At 66.2% G+C, this 16,644-nt stretch carries 15 protein-coding genes; 9 read left to right on the top strand and 6 right to left on the bottom strand.

The genetic code is table 11. The features are described from left to right. Positions 1-84: 84 nt before the first annotated feature. From AC1DJH_RS26425 to AC1DJH_RS26415, 3 genes are read right to left on the bottom strand one after another with little or no spacing between them, the layout of a single operon-like run. Complete coding sequence (locus tag AC1DJH_RS26425; RefSeq protein WP_478187744.1) at positions 85-933, bottom strand: fumarylacetoacetate hydrolase family protein; 849 nt, start codon at positions 931-933, stop codon at positions 85-87. A gap of 27 nt (positions 934-960) precedes the next feature. Continuing rightward, on the bottom strand, positions 961-1,707 hold the full coding sequence (locus AC1DJH_RS26420; protein WP_478187743.1) for an SDR family NAD(P)-dependent oxidoreductase: 747 nt from the start codon (positions 1,705-1,707) through the stop codon (positions 961-963). Then, positions 1,704-2,438 (bottom strand): SDR family oxidoreductase, encoded by a 735-nt coding sequence (locus AC1DJH_RS26415; RefSeq protein ID WP_472120667.1) that lies wholly within the window; start codon positions 2,436-2,438, stop codon positions 1,704-1,706. The genes AC1DJH_RS26420 and AC1DJH_RS26415 overlap by 4 nt, the downstream gene beginning before the upstream one ends. Before the next feature lie 149 nt (positions 2,439-2,587). Between AC1DJH_RS26415 and AC1DJH_RS26410 the strand changes: the two genes are divergently transcribed. From AC1DJH_RS26410 to AC1DJH_RS26375, 8 genes are all read left to right on the top strand, one after another. Then, entirely contained in the window at positions 2,588-3,319 is a 732-nt protein-coding gene (locus AC1DJH_RS26410; protein ID WP_478187742.1) for a FadR/GntR family transcriptional regulator, read from the top strand. 48 nt (positions 3,320-3,367) lie between these two features. Continuing rightward, complete coding sequence (locus AC1DJH_RS26405; protein ID WP_478187741.1) at positions 3,368-4,894, top strand: UxaA family hydrolase; 1,527 nt, start codon at positions 3,368-3,370, stop codon at positions 4,892-4,894. Between the two features lie 135 nt (positions 4,895-5,029). After that, a complete protein-coding gene (locus AC1DJH_RS26400; protein ID WP_478187740.1) occupies positions 5,030-6,058 on the top strand; it encodes a substrate-binding domain-containing protein in 1,029 nt (342 codons plus the stop codon). A 6-nt stretch (positions 6,059-6,064) separates the two neighbouring features. Next, a complete protein-coding gene (locus AC1DJH_RS26395) occupies positions 6,065-7,576 on the top strand; it encodes a sugar ABC transporter ATP-binding protein (protein ID WP_478187739.1) in 1,512 nt (503 codons plus the stop codon). Between the two features lie 11 nt (positions 7,577-7,587). Further along, positions 7,588-8,541: an ABC transporter permease gene (locus AC1DJH_RS26390; protein ID WP_478187782.1), complete on the top strand. Its 954-nt coding sequence runs from the start codon at positions 7,588-7,590 to the stop codon at positions 8,539-8,541. Next, positions 8,538-9,533, top strand: coding sequence for an ABC transporter permease (locus AC1DJH_RS26385; protein WP_478187738.1), 996 nt, complete (start codon positions 8,538-8,540; stop codon positions 9,531-9,533). Before AC1DJH_RS26390 ends, AC1DJH_RS26385 begins: the two co-directional genes overlap by 4 nt. Before the next feature lie 37 nt (positions 9,534-9,570). Continuing rightward, positions 9,571-10,512 (top strand): SMP-30/gluconolactonase/LRE family protein, encoded by a 942-nt coding sequence (locus AC1DJH_RS26380; protein WP_478187737.1) that lies wholly within the window; start codon positions 9,571-9,573, stop codon positions 10,510-10,512. A gap of 3 nt (positions 10,513-10,515) precedes the next feature. Further along, entirely contained in the window at positions 10,516-11,577 is a 1,062-nt protein-coding gene (locus tag AC1DJH_RS26375; RefSeq protein ID WP_478187736.1) for a malate/lactate/ureidoglycolate dehydrogenase, read from the top strand. Between the two features lie 194 nt (positions 11,578-11,771). On the opposite strand, the gene AC1DJH_RS26370 is transcribed toward AC1DJH_RS26375, so the two are convergent. The 3 genes from AC1DJH_RS26370 to AC1DJH_RS26360 form a co-directional block, all read right to left on the bottom strand. Further along, the gene (locus AC1DJH_RS26370; RefSeq protein WP_472120657.1) at positions 11,772-11,912 is read right to left on the bottom strand and encodes a hypothetical protein; all 141 of its coding nucleotides are present in this window, start codon (positions 11,910-11,912) and stop codon (positions 11,772-11,774) included. 286 nt (positions 11,913-12,198) lie between these two features. Then, entirely contained in the window at positions 12,199-13,365 is a 1,167-nt protein-coding gene (locus AC1DJH_RS26365) for a hypothetical protein (RefSeq protein ID WP_478187735.1), read from the bottom strand. A 111-nt stretch (positions 13,366-13,476) separates the two neighbouring features. Next, positions 13,477-14,592 (bottom strand): acyltransferase family protein, encoded by a 1,116-nt coding sequence (locus tag AC1DJH_RS26360; RefSeq protein ID WP_478187734.1) that lies wholly within the window; start codon positions 14,590-14,592, stop codon positions 13,477-13,479. Between the two features lie 268 nt (positions 14,593-14,860). Here AC1DJH_RS26360 and AC1DJH_RS26355 point away from each other — a divergent pair, with 268 nt between their 5' ends. Beyond that, complete coding sequence (locus AC1DJH_RS26355) at positions 14,861-16,519, top strand: hypothetical protein (protein ID WP_478187733.1); 1,659 nt, start codon at positions 14,861-14,863, stop codon at positions 16,517-16,519. Positions 16,520-16,644 lie beyond the last annotated feature (125 nt).

The following is a 16,644-nucleotide window of genomic DNA, read 5'->3' as shown; positions in this document are numbered from 1 at the left end:
ATGTTCTGTCAATGGGACATTTGAAACGCCAAGAGAAAGGGCGCCCGCAGGCGCCCTTGAAAGACCGGGAAGCTCAGTGCCTCGTCAGAGCTTGAACGGCACCACTTCCTGGCGCTGCTCGCCCAGGCCCTCGATGCCCAGCGTCATCACGTCGCCCTTCTTCAGGAACAGCGGCGGCTTCATGCCCATGCCCACGCCCGGAGGCGTGCCGGTGGTGATGACGTCGCCGGGCATCAGCGTCATGAACTGGCTCACGTAGCTCACGATCTTGGCCACGCTGAAGATCATGGTCCTGGTGCTGCCGGTTTGCACGCGCTGGCCGTTCAGGTCGAGCCACATCGCGAGCTTTTGCGGGTTTTCGATCTCGTCTCGCGTCACCAGCCAGGGGCCCAGCGGGCCGAAGGTGTCGCAGCCCTTGCCCTTGTCCCAGGTGCCGCCGCGCTCGATCTGGTACTCGCGCTCGCTGATGTCGTTGATGGTGCAGTAGCCGGCCACGTAGTCGAGCGCGCTCTTTTGCGACACGTAGCGTGCGCGCGTGCCGATGACCACGCCGAGCTCGACTTCCCAGTCGGACTTGACCGAGCCCTTGGGCAACATCACGGGGTCGTTCGGGCCCTGGATGCAGCTGTTGGCCTTCATGAAGACCACGGGCTCCTTGGGCACCGGCAGGCCCGACTCGGCGGCGTGGTCCGCGTAGTTCAGGCCGATGGCGATGAACTTGCCGACATTGGCCACGGGGCTGCCCAGGCGCGGCTTGCCGCGCACCAGGGGCAGCTTGTCGAGCTTGGTCTTGCGCAGCTTGGCGATGGCGGCGTCGCCGAGCTGCTCGGGGCCGATGTCCTTGACGATGGCGCTCAGGTCGCGCAGCTTGCCGTCCTGGTCGATGAGGCCGGGCTTTTCCTTGCCGGGGTTGCCGTAGCGGACGAGTTTCATGCTTTCCTTTCAGTGCATTGGTTTGAATTAATACGTGGAGCGCCCACCGGAGAGGTCGAACACCGCGCCGGTGGAAAAAGAACAATCTTCGGTGCAGAGCCAGCCGACCATCGCGGCCACCTCCTGCACCGTGCCGAAACGGCCCATGGGAATCTTCGACAGCATGAAGGCGATGTGCTCGGCCGACATCTGCTCGAAGATGGCCGTCTTCACCGCCGCGGGCGTCACACAGTTCACGCGGATGTCCGTGTCGGCGAGTTCCTTGCCCAACGACTTGGTGAGGCCGATGACGGCCGCCTTGCTCGCGCTGTAGGCGCTGGCGTTGGGGTTGCCGTCTTTTCCGGCGACCGAGGCGATGTTGACGATGCGGCCATAGTTTTGCTTGCGCATCTGCGCGACCACCTCGCGGCAGCACAGGAACACGCCGTTGATGTTCACCTCCATCACCTGGCGCCAGTCGTCCACCGGGTAGTCCCACAGCCTGGTGTTGGGCCCGGTGATGCCCGCGCTGTTGACCAGCGCGTCGATGCGTGGCGCATGTGCCAGCGTGGCGGCCACGGCCTTGGCGACCGAGGGCTGCTGCGACACGTCGACCTTCAGCGCGAAGGCCTTGTCGCCCAGCGACAGCGCGGCCTGGTTCGCGGCCGCCTCGTCGCGGTCCCACAGCGTGACGCTGCCGCCCGAAGCGATGAGCCGCTGCGCAATGCCGAAACCGAGCCCCGTCGCGCCGCCGGTGACCACCGCGTGACGGCCCGCGAAGTCGAGCTGGTTCATATCGTGATGCCGCCGTCGACGGTGAAGGCCTGCCCGGTGGCGAAGACCGATTCGTCGCTCGCGAGGAACACCACCACCGGCGCGATTTCCTCGGCCTGCGCGAGCCGGCCCATGGGCTGGCGCGCGATGAAGGCCCGGCGTGCCGCGTCCGGGTCGGCATTGGCGTTGATGCGCTCGCCCAGCGAAGGCGTGTCGACCGTGCCCGGACACACCGCATTGCAGCGGATGCCCCTGGCCACGTAGTCGGCCGCGACGCTCTTGGTGAGGCCCAGCACGGCCGCCTTGGTGGTGCCGTAGACGAAGCGGTTGGGCAGCCCCTTCATGCTGGAGCACACGCTCGCCATGTTGATGATGCTGCCGCGCCCCGCCGCCAGCATGCCGGGCAGCACGGCCTGGATGGTCCACATCTGCGCGCGCACGTTGAGGCTGAAGGCGAACAGCAGGTCGTCGTCGGTGGCCTGCTCGATGGTGCCGTTGTGCACCACGCCCGCGCAGTTGAAGAGGATGTCGAGCGCGGGCAGCTTGGCCACCAGCGCGCCGATGGCGGCCTTGTCGAGCACGTCGAGCTTGAGCGCAGTGACGTTGGGCATGCCGGCGTAGCGCGCCAGCAGCGTCTCGTTGACGTCGGTGGCCCACACCTGCGCGCCCTCGGCGGCCATGGCGAGCACGCTGGCATGGCCGATGCCCTGGCCCGCGGCGGTGACCAGTGCGGTCTTTCCCTTCAGTCTCATCGGTGTCTCCTCGTTCTTCGGGTTAGGCCCGATGGTGGCGCGGGCGCGGTATCGTATTCTGAATTGGCCTTACCACTTGTCCAATTCAGGACAACCCTTAAGCCGGTCCCCCTGCCCTCTTCGTTCTTCCCTTCGCTTCATTCGCTCCCGTGCCGATCCAGACCCTCGAACCCCAGCGCCTGTACCGCCAGATTGCCGAACAGCTGCGCGTGCTCATCGGCAAGGGCGAGTTCGCCGTGGGCGCGCGCATTCCCGCCGAGCGCGACCTGGCCAAGCAGCTGGGCGTGAGCCGGCCTTCGGTGCGCGAGGCGCTCATTGCGCTGGAGGTGGAGGGCTGGGTCGAGATACGCACCGGCTCGGGCGTGTACGTGCTCGACCGTTCGCACCGCACGGCCCCGGTCGTGAACGGCACGAACGGCGCGAATGGCGCCGGCGCCGAATGGGGTCCGCTGGAGATCATTCGCGCGCGCCGCCTGGTCGAAGGCGAGACCGCCGCCACCGCCGCGCAGCACGGCAAGCGCAAGGACGTGGACGCCATGCGCCGCGCCATCCGGACGATGCGCGACATGGCCGCGCGCAACGAGGTGCCGCACGAAGGCGACCGCGCCTTTCACCTGGCCATCGTCAACGCCTGCGACAACGTGGTGCTGACCGAGACGGTGCAGGGCTTCTGGGAGTCGCGCCACGGGCCGATCTTCGCCCGGATGATCGACTACTTCGAGACCATGACCTCGTGGCAGGCCGCCATCGGCGAGCACGAAGCCATCCTCGACGCGATCGCGGCGCGCGACCCCGCGGCGGCGCGCGACGCCATGCACCAGCACATGGACAAGTTCCACCAGAGATTCAGCGCGAGCTGGCGCCGCGCCAAGGCTTCCTGACCCCCTTCAGACCCTTTCTACCGCCAGCCATCACAAGCCAGCCCCCCCATGACCCCCTACATCCGACTCCACCCCGCCGACGACGTCGTCATCGCGCGCGCCCAGCTGCTCGGCGGCACCGCCATCGAAGGCGTGGCCGTGCGCGGCCTGATTCCGCCCGGCCACAAGATCGCGATGCGCGCCATCGCCCCCGGCGAGCCGGTGCGCCGCTACAACCAGATCATCGGTTTCGCGAGCAGGCCCATCGCCGCGGGCGAACATGTGCACACGCAGAACCTGGACATGGGCCCCGACAAGGGCGACTTCGAACGCGACTACGCCTTCGGCGCCGACGTGAAGCCCGCGCCCGCGAAGCGCGAGGCCACCTTCATGGGCATCAAGCGCGCCGACGGCCGCGTGGCCACGCGCAACTACATCGGCGTGCTGACCAGCGTGAACTGCTCGGCCACGGCCGCGCGTGCCATTGCCGACCACTTCTCGCGCAAGACCAACCCGCAGGCGCTCGCGGCGTTTCCCAACGTCGACGGCATCGTCGCGCTGACCCACGGCACCGGCTGCGGCATGGACACAGAGGGCTTGGGGCTGCAGATCCTGGCGCGCACGCTCACGGGCTATGCCACGCACCCCAACTTCGCGGGCGTGCTGGTGGTGGGGCTGGGCTGCGAGGCCAACCAGATCAACGCCTGGCTGGCGACCGGCCACCTGGCCGAGGGCGAGAACTTTCGCACCTTCAACATCCAGGACACGGGCGGCACGCGCAAGACGGTCGAGAAGGGCGTGGCGCTCATCAACGAGATGCTGCCGCGCGCCAACGCGGTGAAGCGCGAGCCGTGCAGCGCGGCGCACATCACCATCGGGCTGCAGTGCGGCGGCTCCGACGGCTACTCGGGCATCAGCGCCAACCCGGCGCTGGGCGCGGCGGTCGACCTGCTGGTGGCGCACGGCGGCACGGCCATCCTCAGCGAGACACCCGAGGTGTACGGCGCCGAGCATCTGCTCACGCGCCGCGCGGTGAAGCGCGAGGTCGGCCAGAAGCTGGTGGACCGCATCAAGTGGTGGGAGCACTACACCGAGATCAACCAGGGCGAGATGAACAACAACCCCTCGCCGGGCAACAAGGCGGGCGGCCTGACCACCATCCTGGAGAAATCGCTGGGCGCGGTCGCCAAGGGCGGCACCAGCAACCTGGAGGCGGTGTACGAATACGCGGAGCCCGTGACCGCGCACGGCTTCGTCTACATGGACACGCCGGGCTACGACCCGGTGAGCGCCACGGGCCAGGTGGCCGGCGGCGCCAACCTCATCTGCTTCACCACGGGGCGCGGCTCGGCCTACGGCTGCGCGCCCTCGCCTTCGCTCAAGCTGGCGACCAACTCGGCGCTGTGGCAGCGGCAGGAAGAGGACATGGACATCAACTGCGGCGAGATCGTGGACGGCACGGCCTCGATCCAGGAGATGGGCCAGCGCATCTTCGAGATGGTGCTCGCGACCGCGTCCGGCGCGCATTCGAAGAGCGAGCAGCACGGCTACGGGCAGAACGAGTTCGTTCCGTGGCAGGTCGGCGCGGTGATGTAGCCGACACCCACCACGCAGAACACAGCACACAGCGCCCCGATGCCGCCGCACTGACCGGCGCGGCATCGCACCAGGGGCATCCGCAGGAGACAACCGGATCCGGGACAGCGGGTTCGGAACACCAAGGACAACGCCATGAAGAAGATCCCTCTCTCGTCTACCGCACTGGCTGCCGCCCTCGTTCTGGGCGCCGCCGCACTGCACTTCCCCGCGCACGCGGCCGACACCAAGGCCAAGAAGATCGCGCTGTCGAACAACTTCGCCGGCAACTCGTGGCGACAGGCCATGCTCAAGAGCTGGGACAAGGTCACGAAGGACGCGGTCGCCAAGGGCGTGGTGGCGCAGGCGCCCAGCTTCACCACGTCGGAGAACCAGGCCACCGAGCAGGCCGCGCAGATCCAGAACATGATCCTGCAGGGCTTCGACGCCATCGTGATCAACGCGGCCTCGCCCACGGCGCTGAACGGCGCGGTGAAGCAGGCCTGCGACGCGGGCATCGTGGTGGTGTCGTTCGACGGCATCGTGAACGAGCCCTGCGCCTACCGCATCGCGGTGGACTTCAAGCAGCTCGGCGCGATGCAGATCGACTACTTCGCCAGCCGCGGCATCAAGGGCAACCTGCTCGAAGTGCGCGGCATCGCGGGCGTGTTCGTGGACGACGAGATCCACCAGGGCATCACCGCCGCCGTGGCCAAGCGGCCCGAATACAAGATCGTCGGCTCGGTGCACGGCAACTGGACGCAGACGGTGGCGCAGAAAGAGGTGTCGGCCATTCTCTCGACGCTGCCGCCCGTGACGGCGGTGGCCACGCAGGGCGGCGACGGCTACGGCGTGGCGCAGGCCTTCAAGGCGGCAGGACGCCCGACACCGGTGATCTTCATGGGCAACCGGCAGGACGAGCTGGCGTGGTGGAAGGAACAGCGCGACGCCAACAAGTACCAGACCATGTCGGCCAGCATCGCGCCGGGCGCGTCGACCTTCGCGTTCTGGGTGGCGCAGCAGATCCTGTCGGGCGCGAAGGTGCCCAAGGACATGAAGCTGCCGATCAGCGTGGTGACACAGGAGACGCTCGACGACGCCGTGAAGAACACCGAGGTGGGCAGCGTGGTGAACGTCGAGTACTCGCAGAAGGAAGTGATCGACTTCATCGCCAAGGCCAAGTAAGCAGCGATGCCAAACCCATCGCAACAGCCACCGGGTGAGGTGCTGGTCGAGGTGCGCGGCGCGGCGCGGTCCTTCGGGGCCGTGCAGGCACTGCGCGGGGTCGATCTGCAATTGCGGCGCGGCGAATGCGTCGGCCTCGTGGGACACAACGGCGCGGGCAAGTCGACCTTGGTCAACGTGCTGTGCGGCGCGCTCGCACCCGATCGGGGGGCGCTGCACTTCGCAGGCAGGCCCGCGGACAGCGCCGCATGGAGCCTGCGCGAAGCACGGCGCTGGGGGCTGCGCTGCGTGTTCCAGGAGCTGTCGCTGTGCGACAACCTCACGCTGGCGGAGAACATGCGCATCGCGCAGCCGCAGTCGGCCGAATGGGCGTGGCGCAAACGCGCGGGTGCGCAGTTGATGGCCTCGCTGGACCGCATCTTTCCGGGGCATGGCCTGCGGGCCGACGACGTGGTGGGCGAACTGCCCATCGGCAAGCGGCAGATCGTGGAGGTGGCGCGCGCATTCACACCCGGCGCGCAGCCGCTGGAACTGATGATCCTCGACGAGCCGACCTCCTCGCTCGACGGACAGGCCGCCGCGCAGCTGCTGGCCTACATCCGCAGCTTCGTGGCCGAGGGCAAGACCTGCGTGCTCATCACGCACAAGCTGCGCGAGATCTTCGCGGTGACCGACCGGCTGGTGGTGATGCGCGACGGGCAGGTGGTGCAGGCCACGCCGACCGCCGAGACCGACCGCGAGCGGCTGGTGACGGCAATGGGCCAGGCCGTGGCCAGGGATGCGCCGTCTTCCGACGCATCGACGGCGCGCCGGCGCGAAGCCGGCGACATGCAGGCCGTGGTGCAGGTCCAGGCCTCGCCGGAACGCGGCATGGCGCTGCGGGCAGCGCGCGGGGAAATCATCGGCCTCGCAGGATTGGCCGGGCATGGCCAGACCGCGATGCTGCTGGCGCTGCAGGAAGCCTCGCAACACACCTACGACGACAAGGACGCGATGCGCGTCGAAGGCGGCACCGCCTTCGTGGCCGGCGACCGGCAGACCGACGGCGTGTTCACGCTCTGGTCCATCGCGCGCAACATGACGGTGGGCTGGCTCGCGCAGTTGCGCGCGCGCAGCCCGCTGATCGACCTGAAGCGCGAGCAGGAGCAGGCGCAGCAGTGGCGCCAGCGGCTGGGCCTGGTCACGCCCGACATGGACCTGCCCATCGGCTCGCTCTCGGGCGGCAACCAGCAGAAGGTGCTGTTTGCGCGCGCACTGGGCTCGAGCGCGCCGGTCATCCTGATGGACGACCCGATGCGCGGCGTGGACGTGGGCACCAAGCGTGACGTGTACGCGCTGATCCGCGACGAGGCGCACCGGGGCCGCACCTTCGTCTGGTACACGACCGAGTTCGACGAACTGCACCACTGCGACCGCGTCTATGTGTTCAGCAACGGGCGCGTGGTCGGCGAGCTGGCCGGCGACGACATCAGCGAGGAGCGCGTGGTGGCACTTTCATTCGAGGAGGCCGCGGCATGAGCGCCGGTGCCATGACACGCCGCGCGGCAAGCCCCGCGCAACGCACGGCGATGCTGCATGCGCTGCTGCCCGCCGTGGCGCTCGCGCTGCTGCTGGCGGCGGTGTTCCTGAAGCAGCCGCGCGCCATGTCCTACTTCGGCATCAACCTGCTGCTGAACCTCGCCATTCCCGTGATGTTCGCGACGCTGGCGCAGATGATGGTGCTGGCGGTGAGCGACCTCGATCTGTCGATCGGGCCCTTCGTGTCGCTGGTGGCCTGCATCGGCGCCACGCTGATGCCCACGCAGCCATGGCTCGCGGTGCTGGCGCTCGCGGCCGCCGTCGGCGTGTACGCGCTGGCGGGCGCGGTGATCGAGGCGCGGCAGTTGCCGTCGATCGTGGTCACGCTGGGGCTGTCTTTCGTGTGGCTGGGCTGCGCGGTGCTGCTGCTGCCCACGCCGGGCGGCACGGCGCCCGAGTGGCTGCGCGGCGCCATGAGCTGGCGCACGCCGCTCGTGCCGATGCCGATCTGGATGGCCCTCGTCACGGCCATCGTGGGCCATCTGCTCATCACCCGCAGCGCCTTCGGCACGCTGGTGCGCGGGCTGGGCGGCAACCCGGGCGCGATTGCGCGCGCGGGCTGGAACATGGTGCGCGTGCGCGCCGGCGTGTATGCGATTGCCGGCGTGTTCGGCGTGTGCGCCGGGCTCATGCTCGTAGGCCAGGCCACCTCGGCCGACGCCAACATCGCCTCGCGCTACACGCTGGTGGCCATTGCGGCGGCGATCCTCGGCGGCGCGGAGTTCGCGGGCGGCAAGGTGGCGCCGGTGGGCGCGGTGATCGGTGCGCTCACGGTGACGCTGGCGGCCTCGTTCCTGACCTTCCTGAACATCGCGCCGGACTGGCAGGTGGGCATGCAGGGCCTGATCCTGGTGGCCGTGCTGGGCCTGCGCGCGGCCATTGACCTGGTGGGAGGCAAGCGATGAGCGCGGTGAACGAGACCCTGGCCCCACCGGTGACGGCGCCGCGCTGGCAGCGCTTCAAAAGACTCGCGGGCAACCGCCCCTGGCTGGGCTCCTGCGTGGCCGCCGTGCTGGCCTGGGCCGCCACGGTGTGGAGTGCCCACGGCCAGGGCTCGGGCGACCTGCTGGCCGCGGCACTCGCGTTCTCGGCCTTCACGGTGCTGGTGTCGCTTGGTCAGATGCTGGTGATCAGCGTGGGGCCGGGCAATGCGGACCTGTCGATTCCCTCGACCATCGCGCTGTCGGGCGCGGCCGCGATGATCGTCATGGACGGCAACAACGCGATGCTGGTGCCGGGGCTGCTGGCGGCCACGGCCGTCGGGGCGGGCGTGGGCCTGTTCAACTTCGGCCTGATCCGGCTGCTGCGCATTCCGCCGATCATCGCCACGCTGGCGGCCTCGCTGATCGTGATGTCGGTGGCCATCAACTTCGGGCGCGGGCTCAAGGTGAAGCCGCCGGCGCTGTTCTCCGACCTGATGGCGCAGCGCGTGCTGGGCGTGCCGCTGGTGGCGGTGGTGGCGCTGGCCGTCACGGTGCTGGTCGCGGTGATGCTGGAGCGCACGGTGCTCGGGCGCTCCATTGCCGCGGTGGGGCAGAACCGCCGCGCCGCGCAGCTGGCGGGCCTGCGGGTGGAGCGCACGCGGCTGCTGGCCTACGTGATCTGCGCCGCGCTCGCGGGCTTCACGGGCGCCCTGATCGCGGGCTTCTCGGGCGGCAACTCGCTCGACCAGGGCGCCGAGTACCTGCTGATGACCATCGCGGTGGTCGTCATCGGCGGCACGGCGGTGGCGGGCGGGCGGCCGAGCGTGCCGGGCATCTGGGGCGCGGCCATGTTCATGTTCCTGCTGGTGGCGTTGCTCAACGCCGTCGGCGCCGGGCCGGGGCTGCGCACGCTGCTGACCGGCGTCATCATCATCGCGGTCATCGTGCTGGCAAGCTCCCGCCCCAGGCGCTGAGGCCGCACCCACATCTCACCCAAGGAAGACAACACCCATGGCCAACCGCCAAGACCTCCCCTTCGGCTTTCTGGACGGCACCGGTTTCGAACAGCTCGACCCGCGCTTCAAGGGCTGCATTCCCGGGCCCGAGCGCCTGGAGCGCCTGTGGACCGGCGCGCGCTGGTGCGAAGGCCCCGCGTGGTTCGGCGCGCACCGCACGCTGGTGTGGTCGGACATTCCGAACAACCGCATGCTGCGCTACGACGAGGTTAACGGCACGGTGGGCGTGTTCCGCGCGCCGGCCAACAACACCAACGGCCACACGGTGGACCGCCAGGGCCGGCTCGTGAGCTGCGAGCACCTCACGCGCCGGGTGACGCGCACCGAGCACGACGGCACCATCACCGTGCTGGCCTCGCACTGGCAGGGCAAGCGCCTCAATTCACCGAACGACGTGGTGGTGCATTCGGACGGCGGCGTGTGGTTCACCGACCCGAGCTACGGCATCCTGTCGGACTACGAAGGCCTGCGCGCCGACAGCGAGATCGGCGCCTGCCATGTCTACCGCATCGACCCCGCGAGCGGCGAGGTCGTGCGCATGACCGACGACTTCGTCAAGCCCAACGGGCTGGCGTTCTCGCCCGACGAGTCGCTGCTGTACATCGCCGACACGGGCGCCAGCCATGCGGCGGACGGGCCGCGGCACATCCGCAGGTTCAAGGTGGGCGCCGACGGGCGCTCCCTGAGCGGCGGCGAGGTGTTCGCGGAATGCACGAACGGCCTGTTCGACGGCTTCCGGCTCGACACCGAAGGCCGCATCTGGACCAGCGCGGCGGACGGCGTGCACGCCTACCACCCCGACGGCACCTTGCTCGGCAAGATCCTCGTGCCGGAGCGCGTGGCCAATGTGTGCTTCGGCGGGCCGAAGCTCAACCGCCTTTTCATCTGCGCGACCTCGTCGCTCTATGCCATCACCTTGAACGCAAAGGGAGTCTGATCCATGTCCAGAACACTGCCGGCCGACAGCCTGCAAGCCACCGTCACCCGCATCCTCGAAGCCGCCGGCAGTTCGCCGGCCGAAGCCCAGCAGGTGGCGGCCAACCTGGTGCTGGCCAACCTGAGCGGCCACGACTCGCACGGCGTGGGCATGCTGCCGCGCTATGTCGACGCGGTGGCCGAAGGCGGGCTGAAACCCAACGCCGCCGTGCGCGTGAACCTCGACATCGGCACGCTGATGGGCCTGGACGGCCAGCACGGCTACGGACAGATCGTCGGCGTGCAGGCCATGGAGCTGGGCATTGCGCGCGCCAGGCAGCACGGCAGCTGCATCTTCACGCTCTCGCACGCGCACCACCTGGGGCGCATAGGGCACTTCGCCGAGATGGCGACGGCGCAGGGGCTGGTGGCCCTGCACTTCGTCAACGTGCTGTCGCGCCCGGTGGTGGCGCCCTGGGGCGGCGGCGACGGGCGCTTCGGCACCAACCCGTGCTGCATCGGCATTCCGCTGGCGGGCGCCGACCCCTTCGTGCTCGACTACGCGACCAGCCGCGTGGCGCAGGGAAAGATGCGCGTGGCCCACAACAAGGGCGAGCAGGTGCCCGACGGCTACCTGATCGACGAGAACGGCGCGCCCACCAACGACCCGGGCGTGGTGGTGGTGCCGCAGGGCAACGGGCTCTTCGGCGCGCTCATGACCTTCGGCGAGCACAAGGGCTACGGCATGGCGGTGGCGTGCGAGCTGCTGGGCGGTGCGCTGTCGGGCGGGGGCACCTGGCACCGGCCGGCGGACACGTCGCGCACGGTGCTCAACGGGATGCTGAGCGTGCTGATCGACCCCGAGCGGTTGGGCACGCAAGCGTCGTTCGAACAGGAGGCGCGCGAGTTCGTCGAGTGGCTGCGCCAGAGCCCGCCGGGACAGGGCTTCGACGAGGTGCAGCTTGCGGGCGAGCCGGAGCGCAAGGCGCGTGCGGCGCGGCGCAAGGACGGGATCTGGGTGGACGACGCGACGTGGGGGGAGATCGTGGCGGCGGGGGCCACGGTGGGTGTGAGCGTTTCGACCTGAGTGCGCCTAGTCCGATCGGGATAGGGGTCGGTCGACGAAGACCTGTCCCCTCCCACACCACCCCAGCATTCGGGTCCGCACCGGGCGGTTCGAGAAGTTGAGAAGTCAGCATCCGGGCCGGGCACGCCAAAGAGGTCGACGTACGCAACGGCGAGCATGCGGTTCAGCGCCAATGCTCAGCTGCACAACCAGCGTCAAACATTGGCCGCGATCCGCTCGGCCACATTGCGACTGACACACACGCCGCGCAGCTTACGCGACATGAGAATTGACCGCAGCACCGACCTGTCAGCGATTCGCTTGGTCAGCCGATCCATGAGGATGTCGTGGTTCACTCCGTCGAAGAATTTCTACAGATCAGGACATCCATGCTAAGGACCTGGCGCGCTTCCGAGGCGGCAAACCGGACTCTCGCAGGGTCTTCAAGTAGGCTTAGCCGCGGCGCTGAGTGATCCCGTCTTCGCTACGGCGCGGTCGGCGGGAACGCGACGCTTGCCACGACCGCGCTATGGAGGATGCGCTGCAGGTGCAGGGCCGCGTTGCTCCTTCTCCGACGCGCTGAGCTACTGAGGGTTCCGGGGTGCCCCCTGATTAGGGGTGAATCGGGACTAACTCCACGGACTACAAAAATGTGCCTATCGGCATGAGCAAGGCTGCCGAATACCAGATGGCCCCAAAGATCACGTGGAGCCCAAATGCCGCCCATGCCGGCCAAGCTCTACGCCAAGCCACAGCCGCAACTGCGATCGCGCTTTCGACATATAGCAAGAACGTCACCGTCTGCCCAGTCCACGCGAAATTTCCTTGCATCATGCGCCCGCCAGACTCAACGACGCAAATGCTGATCGTCATCCCAACAGCGTAGAGGAACCATGCGAACAGCAGCCGGTTGGCACCCGCGCGCTGGCGCCAGATGACCACGGCGGCCACAACTGGAAAAAGAAGCGAGCCCGGAAGCTTTTTGAGCAAGTCCGCCGCCCCGCCATAGACTACGAACGGTGCGAATCCGAGCCCTCCCCCCCCGGGGCTGCCGTTGAAGGTCATTCGGTACTGAAGCGCCAACACTATGCACGCTGGTATTGCGACCAACGTGAGGTTTCGCAGAGCCGCTTTCCAGGAGCCGGACAACGCACGATAAAACTCTACAGCGCACACGCACGGCAAGAACGCGATCAGGAATGATGGCTTCGCGATAGCGGAAAGGATCACGCCGACGGGCAGTATCACCACCCAAACTGCGCCCTTCTGTCCTTCGAAGACAACCCTAAAGTAGGCGAACAGAACCGCTATCGAGAGTGCCTTCGAGAGCACCTGAGTAGGGTTGTGGTAGACGGTTGGCGCGATGTAGCCATAGTAGAAGTTCAGCGCGAGCGCGGTCTGCACGAAGATGTGAGAGACCAGCAGTACCAAGACTGCGATGCTCAGTGCGCCCATCGGGCTCCCCCTCGGTGAAGACCGACGGATCTGGGCTCCGATCATCCCTGCCATACCTGCATAGCACAGCGACATCAGAACGATGGCCGCGGCCTCATAAGAAAGGCTGCTCGCCTTGGCGATCGCGATTATCAGCAGTTGGAACAGAAAGTGCGGCGAGACAACGTCGGACCACTGGTGGATCGACTTCGCATACTGGATGTGATTCCACAGGTCTGCCGGCTGCTGCAGGTAAGGGATCATGGGCATCGAGAACAACACAGCAGCAATCACTGCGGCCCAGCACACTACCGCCCATCGGCGATGCATCCCCCCCATTGCGTGGACTGAGGTGTCTGCGGCTACATTTTTCAATGTCTTCTCCTTCTTGCAACTTGCACCGCATTGTGACGGCAGCCAAAAAGCAGAAAATCTCCCAGCACAAACACGGACGAGACGGGTCGGACATTGAGTGGGAAAGATGCTTCACCGCGGGGTAGTACGGGCATCGTTCTTTGCTTGGCTTGGCGTCCCACTTGACCCCATCAGATATGCGCTGAAACGTTTCGCTGCCGCGATGCCCCAGCGATCTGTCGGGGCAAGCAATGTCGCACACGCGATGCTCACCGCAACCGTCGACAGGTTCAGCAACATCTTCTGCACATCCGTCGGCTCATCAATCCAGCGGTAGGCGTTGTTGCCGTAGGCGAGCATCAGCGGCCCGTGGATCAGATACAGCGGGAAGGATATTCGCCCGAGAAAGCGGCTAATGGGGCCGGAAAGAAGCCGTGCAGTGGGCGGGTTGAAGATGCAAGGTATGGTGAGCAGGATCGCGACCGTAAGGCTTGCGCCCCAAGGTTCCTCGCCAGCCTTGTGTAACAGGCTGGCGCCATACACACCTGGGATGAACAGTAGAAACGTGGCCGACGACCAGTTGCCCTTGCTGCGCTTCCACGAATCCGAGACGTAGATCTCTGCAAACACGAGGCCAACGATGAATGCCGTGTATATCGGGTGGACAAAGTACGATACGACCCCGACTGCGCTGTAGACGAGGAAGCGGCGCTCCAGCCGCCCAGCGACAAAAAGTACGCCTAGGACAAGACACGACCCCCAGAGCTCAAATCGCATGGTCCACAGAGGCGCAATCAGCGTAGTTGCGAAGCTGTAGTCGAAGAACGTGTCGAACAACGAGGATCTGAAGACCTGCCACAGGCTTGGGGCAACTGGCAGGAAAGTCTGAAAGGCGGGTAGCCGCTTTTCGGCAGGTAGAACCAAACCGACCGCGAAAAAGGCGTAAAGCACGAGCGTCACGCAGAGTACGGGGAGTGCTAGGCGGAAGTACCGTCCGAGGGCAATATTGGTCAGCCCGGCATAGTCAGGCCGCCGTAAGAACGCGATGGAGAGCGAGAAGCCGGAGACCAGAAAGAACACCCACACCGCAAGCACGCCATTGAACAGGAATATTGGTCGAAGGGTGTCGCTGACAGTTTGGTTGATCGAAAATCCGTCGAGAAACACGTGGTATAGCACCACTACAACCGCACCCCATCCGCGCAGGCCATCGAGGAAGTGCAGTCGGACGTCTGGAGCGGCTTTCATACACGTATTGTGCGCGGCCCGCGGTGGCCCAAATCAGCCTCCAGCGTGAACGCTGAGGGTGATTGATTAGCAGTAGCAAGACGTTGCCACGGCAGATGACCCGCAAGCGGCAGCCCGTGGTCGACCGGACCTAACCATCCCTCCATGGAAGGCTTCGCCGCACCTCGGCTTCGGGCAGAACCGGCGCTTGGCGCGTTTGGACGGTTACCATCCCCCCGCGCTCAACCTCGGCGGATTGCTCGCAACCGCCCCTCGATGCACGCGCTGCATGGCGTCGACCCATGCCATTCGTTTTTTGACTACATCACTGCGGGAATTGTTCATGGCTAGTTCAGCTCGGAATGACAGCGACGATTCGAGCTGGAAGGATCTTGCGATCGCGCTGCTCACAGCCGGGACAACGCTCATCCTGTTGTGCTGGCTCGCCGCCCCACGGTGGCAGACGAACGACGACGCATTCATGTCCATGGTGGCGCACGGCTACGGCGTCGTCTCTGGTGGCTCACCGCCCAACCTTATGTTCTCAAACCTGCTGTGGGGCTACTTCGTCCGCAGCTTACCGACACTGAACGGCACACCGGGCTATTCACTTGCTACGATGGCAGCGCTGCTGGTTTCAGGTTCGGCGATCGGCTTCGCGTTGCTGCGATTGCGAGTTAGCGTTGCGGTTTGCGCCGCAGTGGTCGTTTTCGTCTTCACAGGACCAATCCTATTTCCGCAGTTCACGGTGAACGCTGGCTTGCTCATGGTCGCGTCCATCATGCTCTTGCGCGTGTATGCCAGAGACGGAAAGGCCAGTCTCTTGGCCGCCGCCTGCCTGCTCGCCTTTGCCAGCTACCTCATCCGCTCGCAAGAGTTTTTGTTTGTCTGCGCAGCGGGCTTGCCCTTCCTTCCAGTCGGCCAATTTCTCAGGGACCGACGGGCGCTGATGGGGGCTGGCGCTCTGGCTTGCGCCGTCGTTGCAAGTGCCGTTGTCGACTACCAGGCCTACCGAACACCAGAATGGCGCGATTTCAACGCCCTCAATCCCGTCCGTGCGCTGATGACGGATTTCGGCGCCGCTGAGCCCGTCAGAGCGCGTCCCGACGTGCTGTCCAAGCACGGCTTCAGCCTGAATGACGTCACGTTGATCGAAGGTTGGTTCTTCGTCGATCCGAAAGTGGCGAATCCTCCAGCACTTCAAGCGATGATCTTGGAAGCAGGCGGAAGCCCGATACAAGAGCACAAGTTCATCAATGCAGTGCTTGGCATTAAAGCTTTAGGTCAGCCATCCATCTGGCTGCTCACCTTGGTCGCGCTTGGGGTTTCCGCGACTGGCGCCAGACGCTCAACACTATGTGCTTGGGCGATTTTTCTCACCGGCATCGCCGCGATGGGATATCTTGGCCGACCTGGCGTTCTTCGCGTTTACGTTCCCGTGCTCGCCTTGCTCATCGTCGCGCCGTTGCCAGAATTCCGTTGGCGCCAACGATACAACGCCCTGTTCGCCAGCGTGCTCGGCATCGCAGCTGTAGTCAACATGGTCAACGTCGTTACTGAATCAAGAGCGCTCAGGAGCGCCGATGCACAAGTTCGCAAACAGGTCAGCGGCGTAGACGGCCAACCAGTCGTCCTGTGGGCCTCCAGCTTCCCGTTCGAAGCGGTCTACCCGGTGCTCGGAATTTCCGAGCGCGCAATGGCATACAGGCTGTACGGGCTGGGCGTGTCGACGTTGGCACCTTTTGCGGTCTCGCGATCAGAGAGCCTTGCCGGACGCGACATGATTGTTCGCTTGCGCAGTCCGGAAGGCGTGCCCATATTTGCCACCAGCATTCAGATCAAGCTGCTGGAGGCCTACTGCCGTGAGCACTTTGCTGGGCAGCTCGAGGAGATCTCCACGCCACCCGCCGGATTGATCGCACCATCGTCGTATCGATGCAGCGCCTGACAAGACCGCAGGCCGAACGATAAACCGCCCCAGCCAGACGGCTTCGCTTGGTTAGCCGATTCATCAGGATGTCGCGGTTAATTCGGTCGAAGAAATATCTATCGATCAAGGTCAACCACCACGCG

The sequence above is a fragment of the Variovorax sp. 10N412 genome (assembly GCF_056394985.1).
This window is presented reverse-complemented; position numbering and strand designations above follow the sequence as displayed.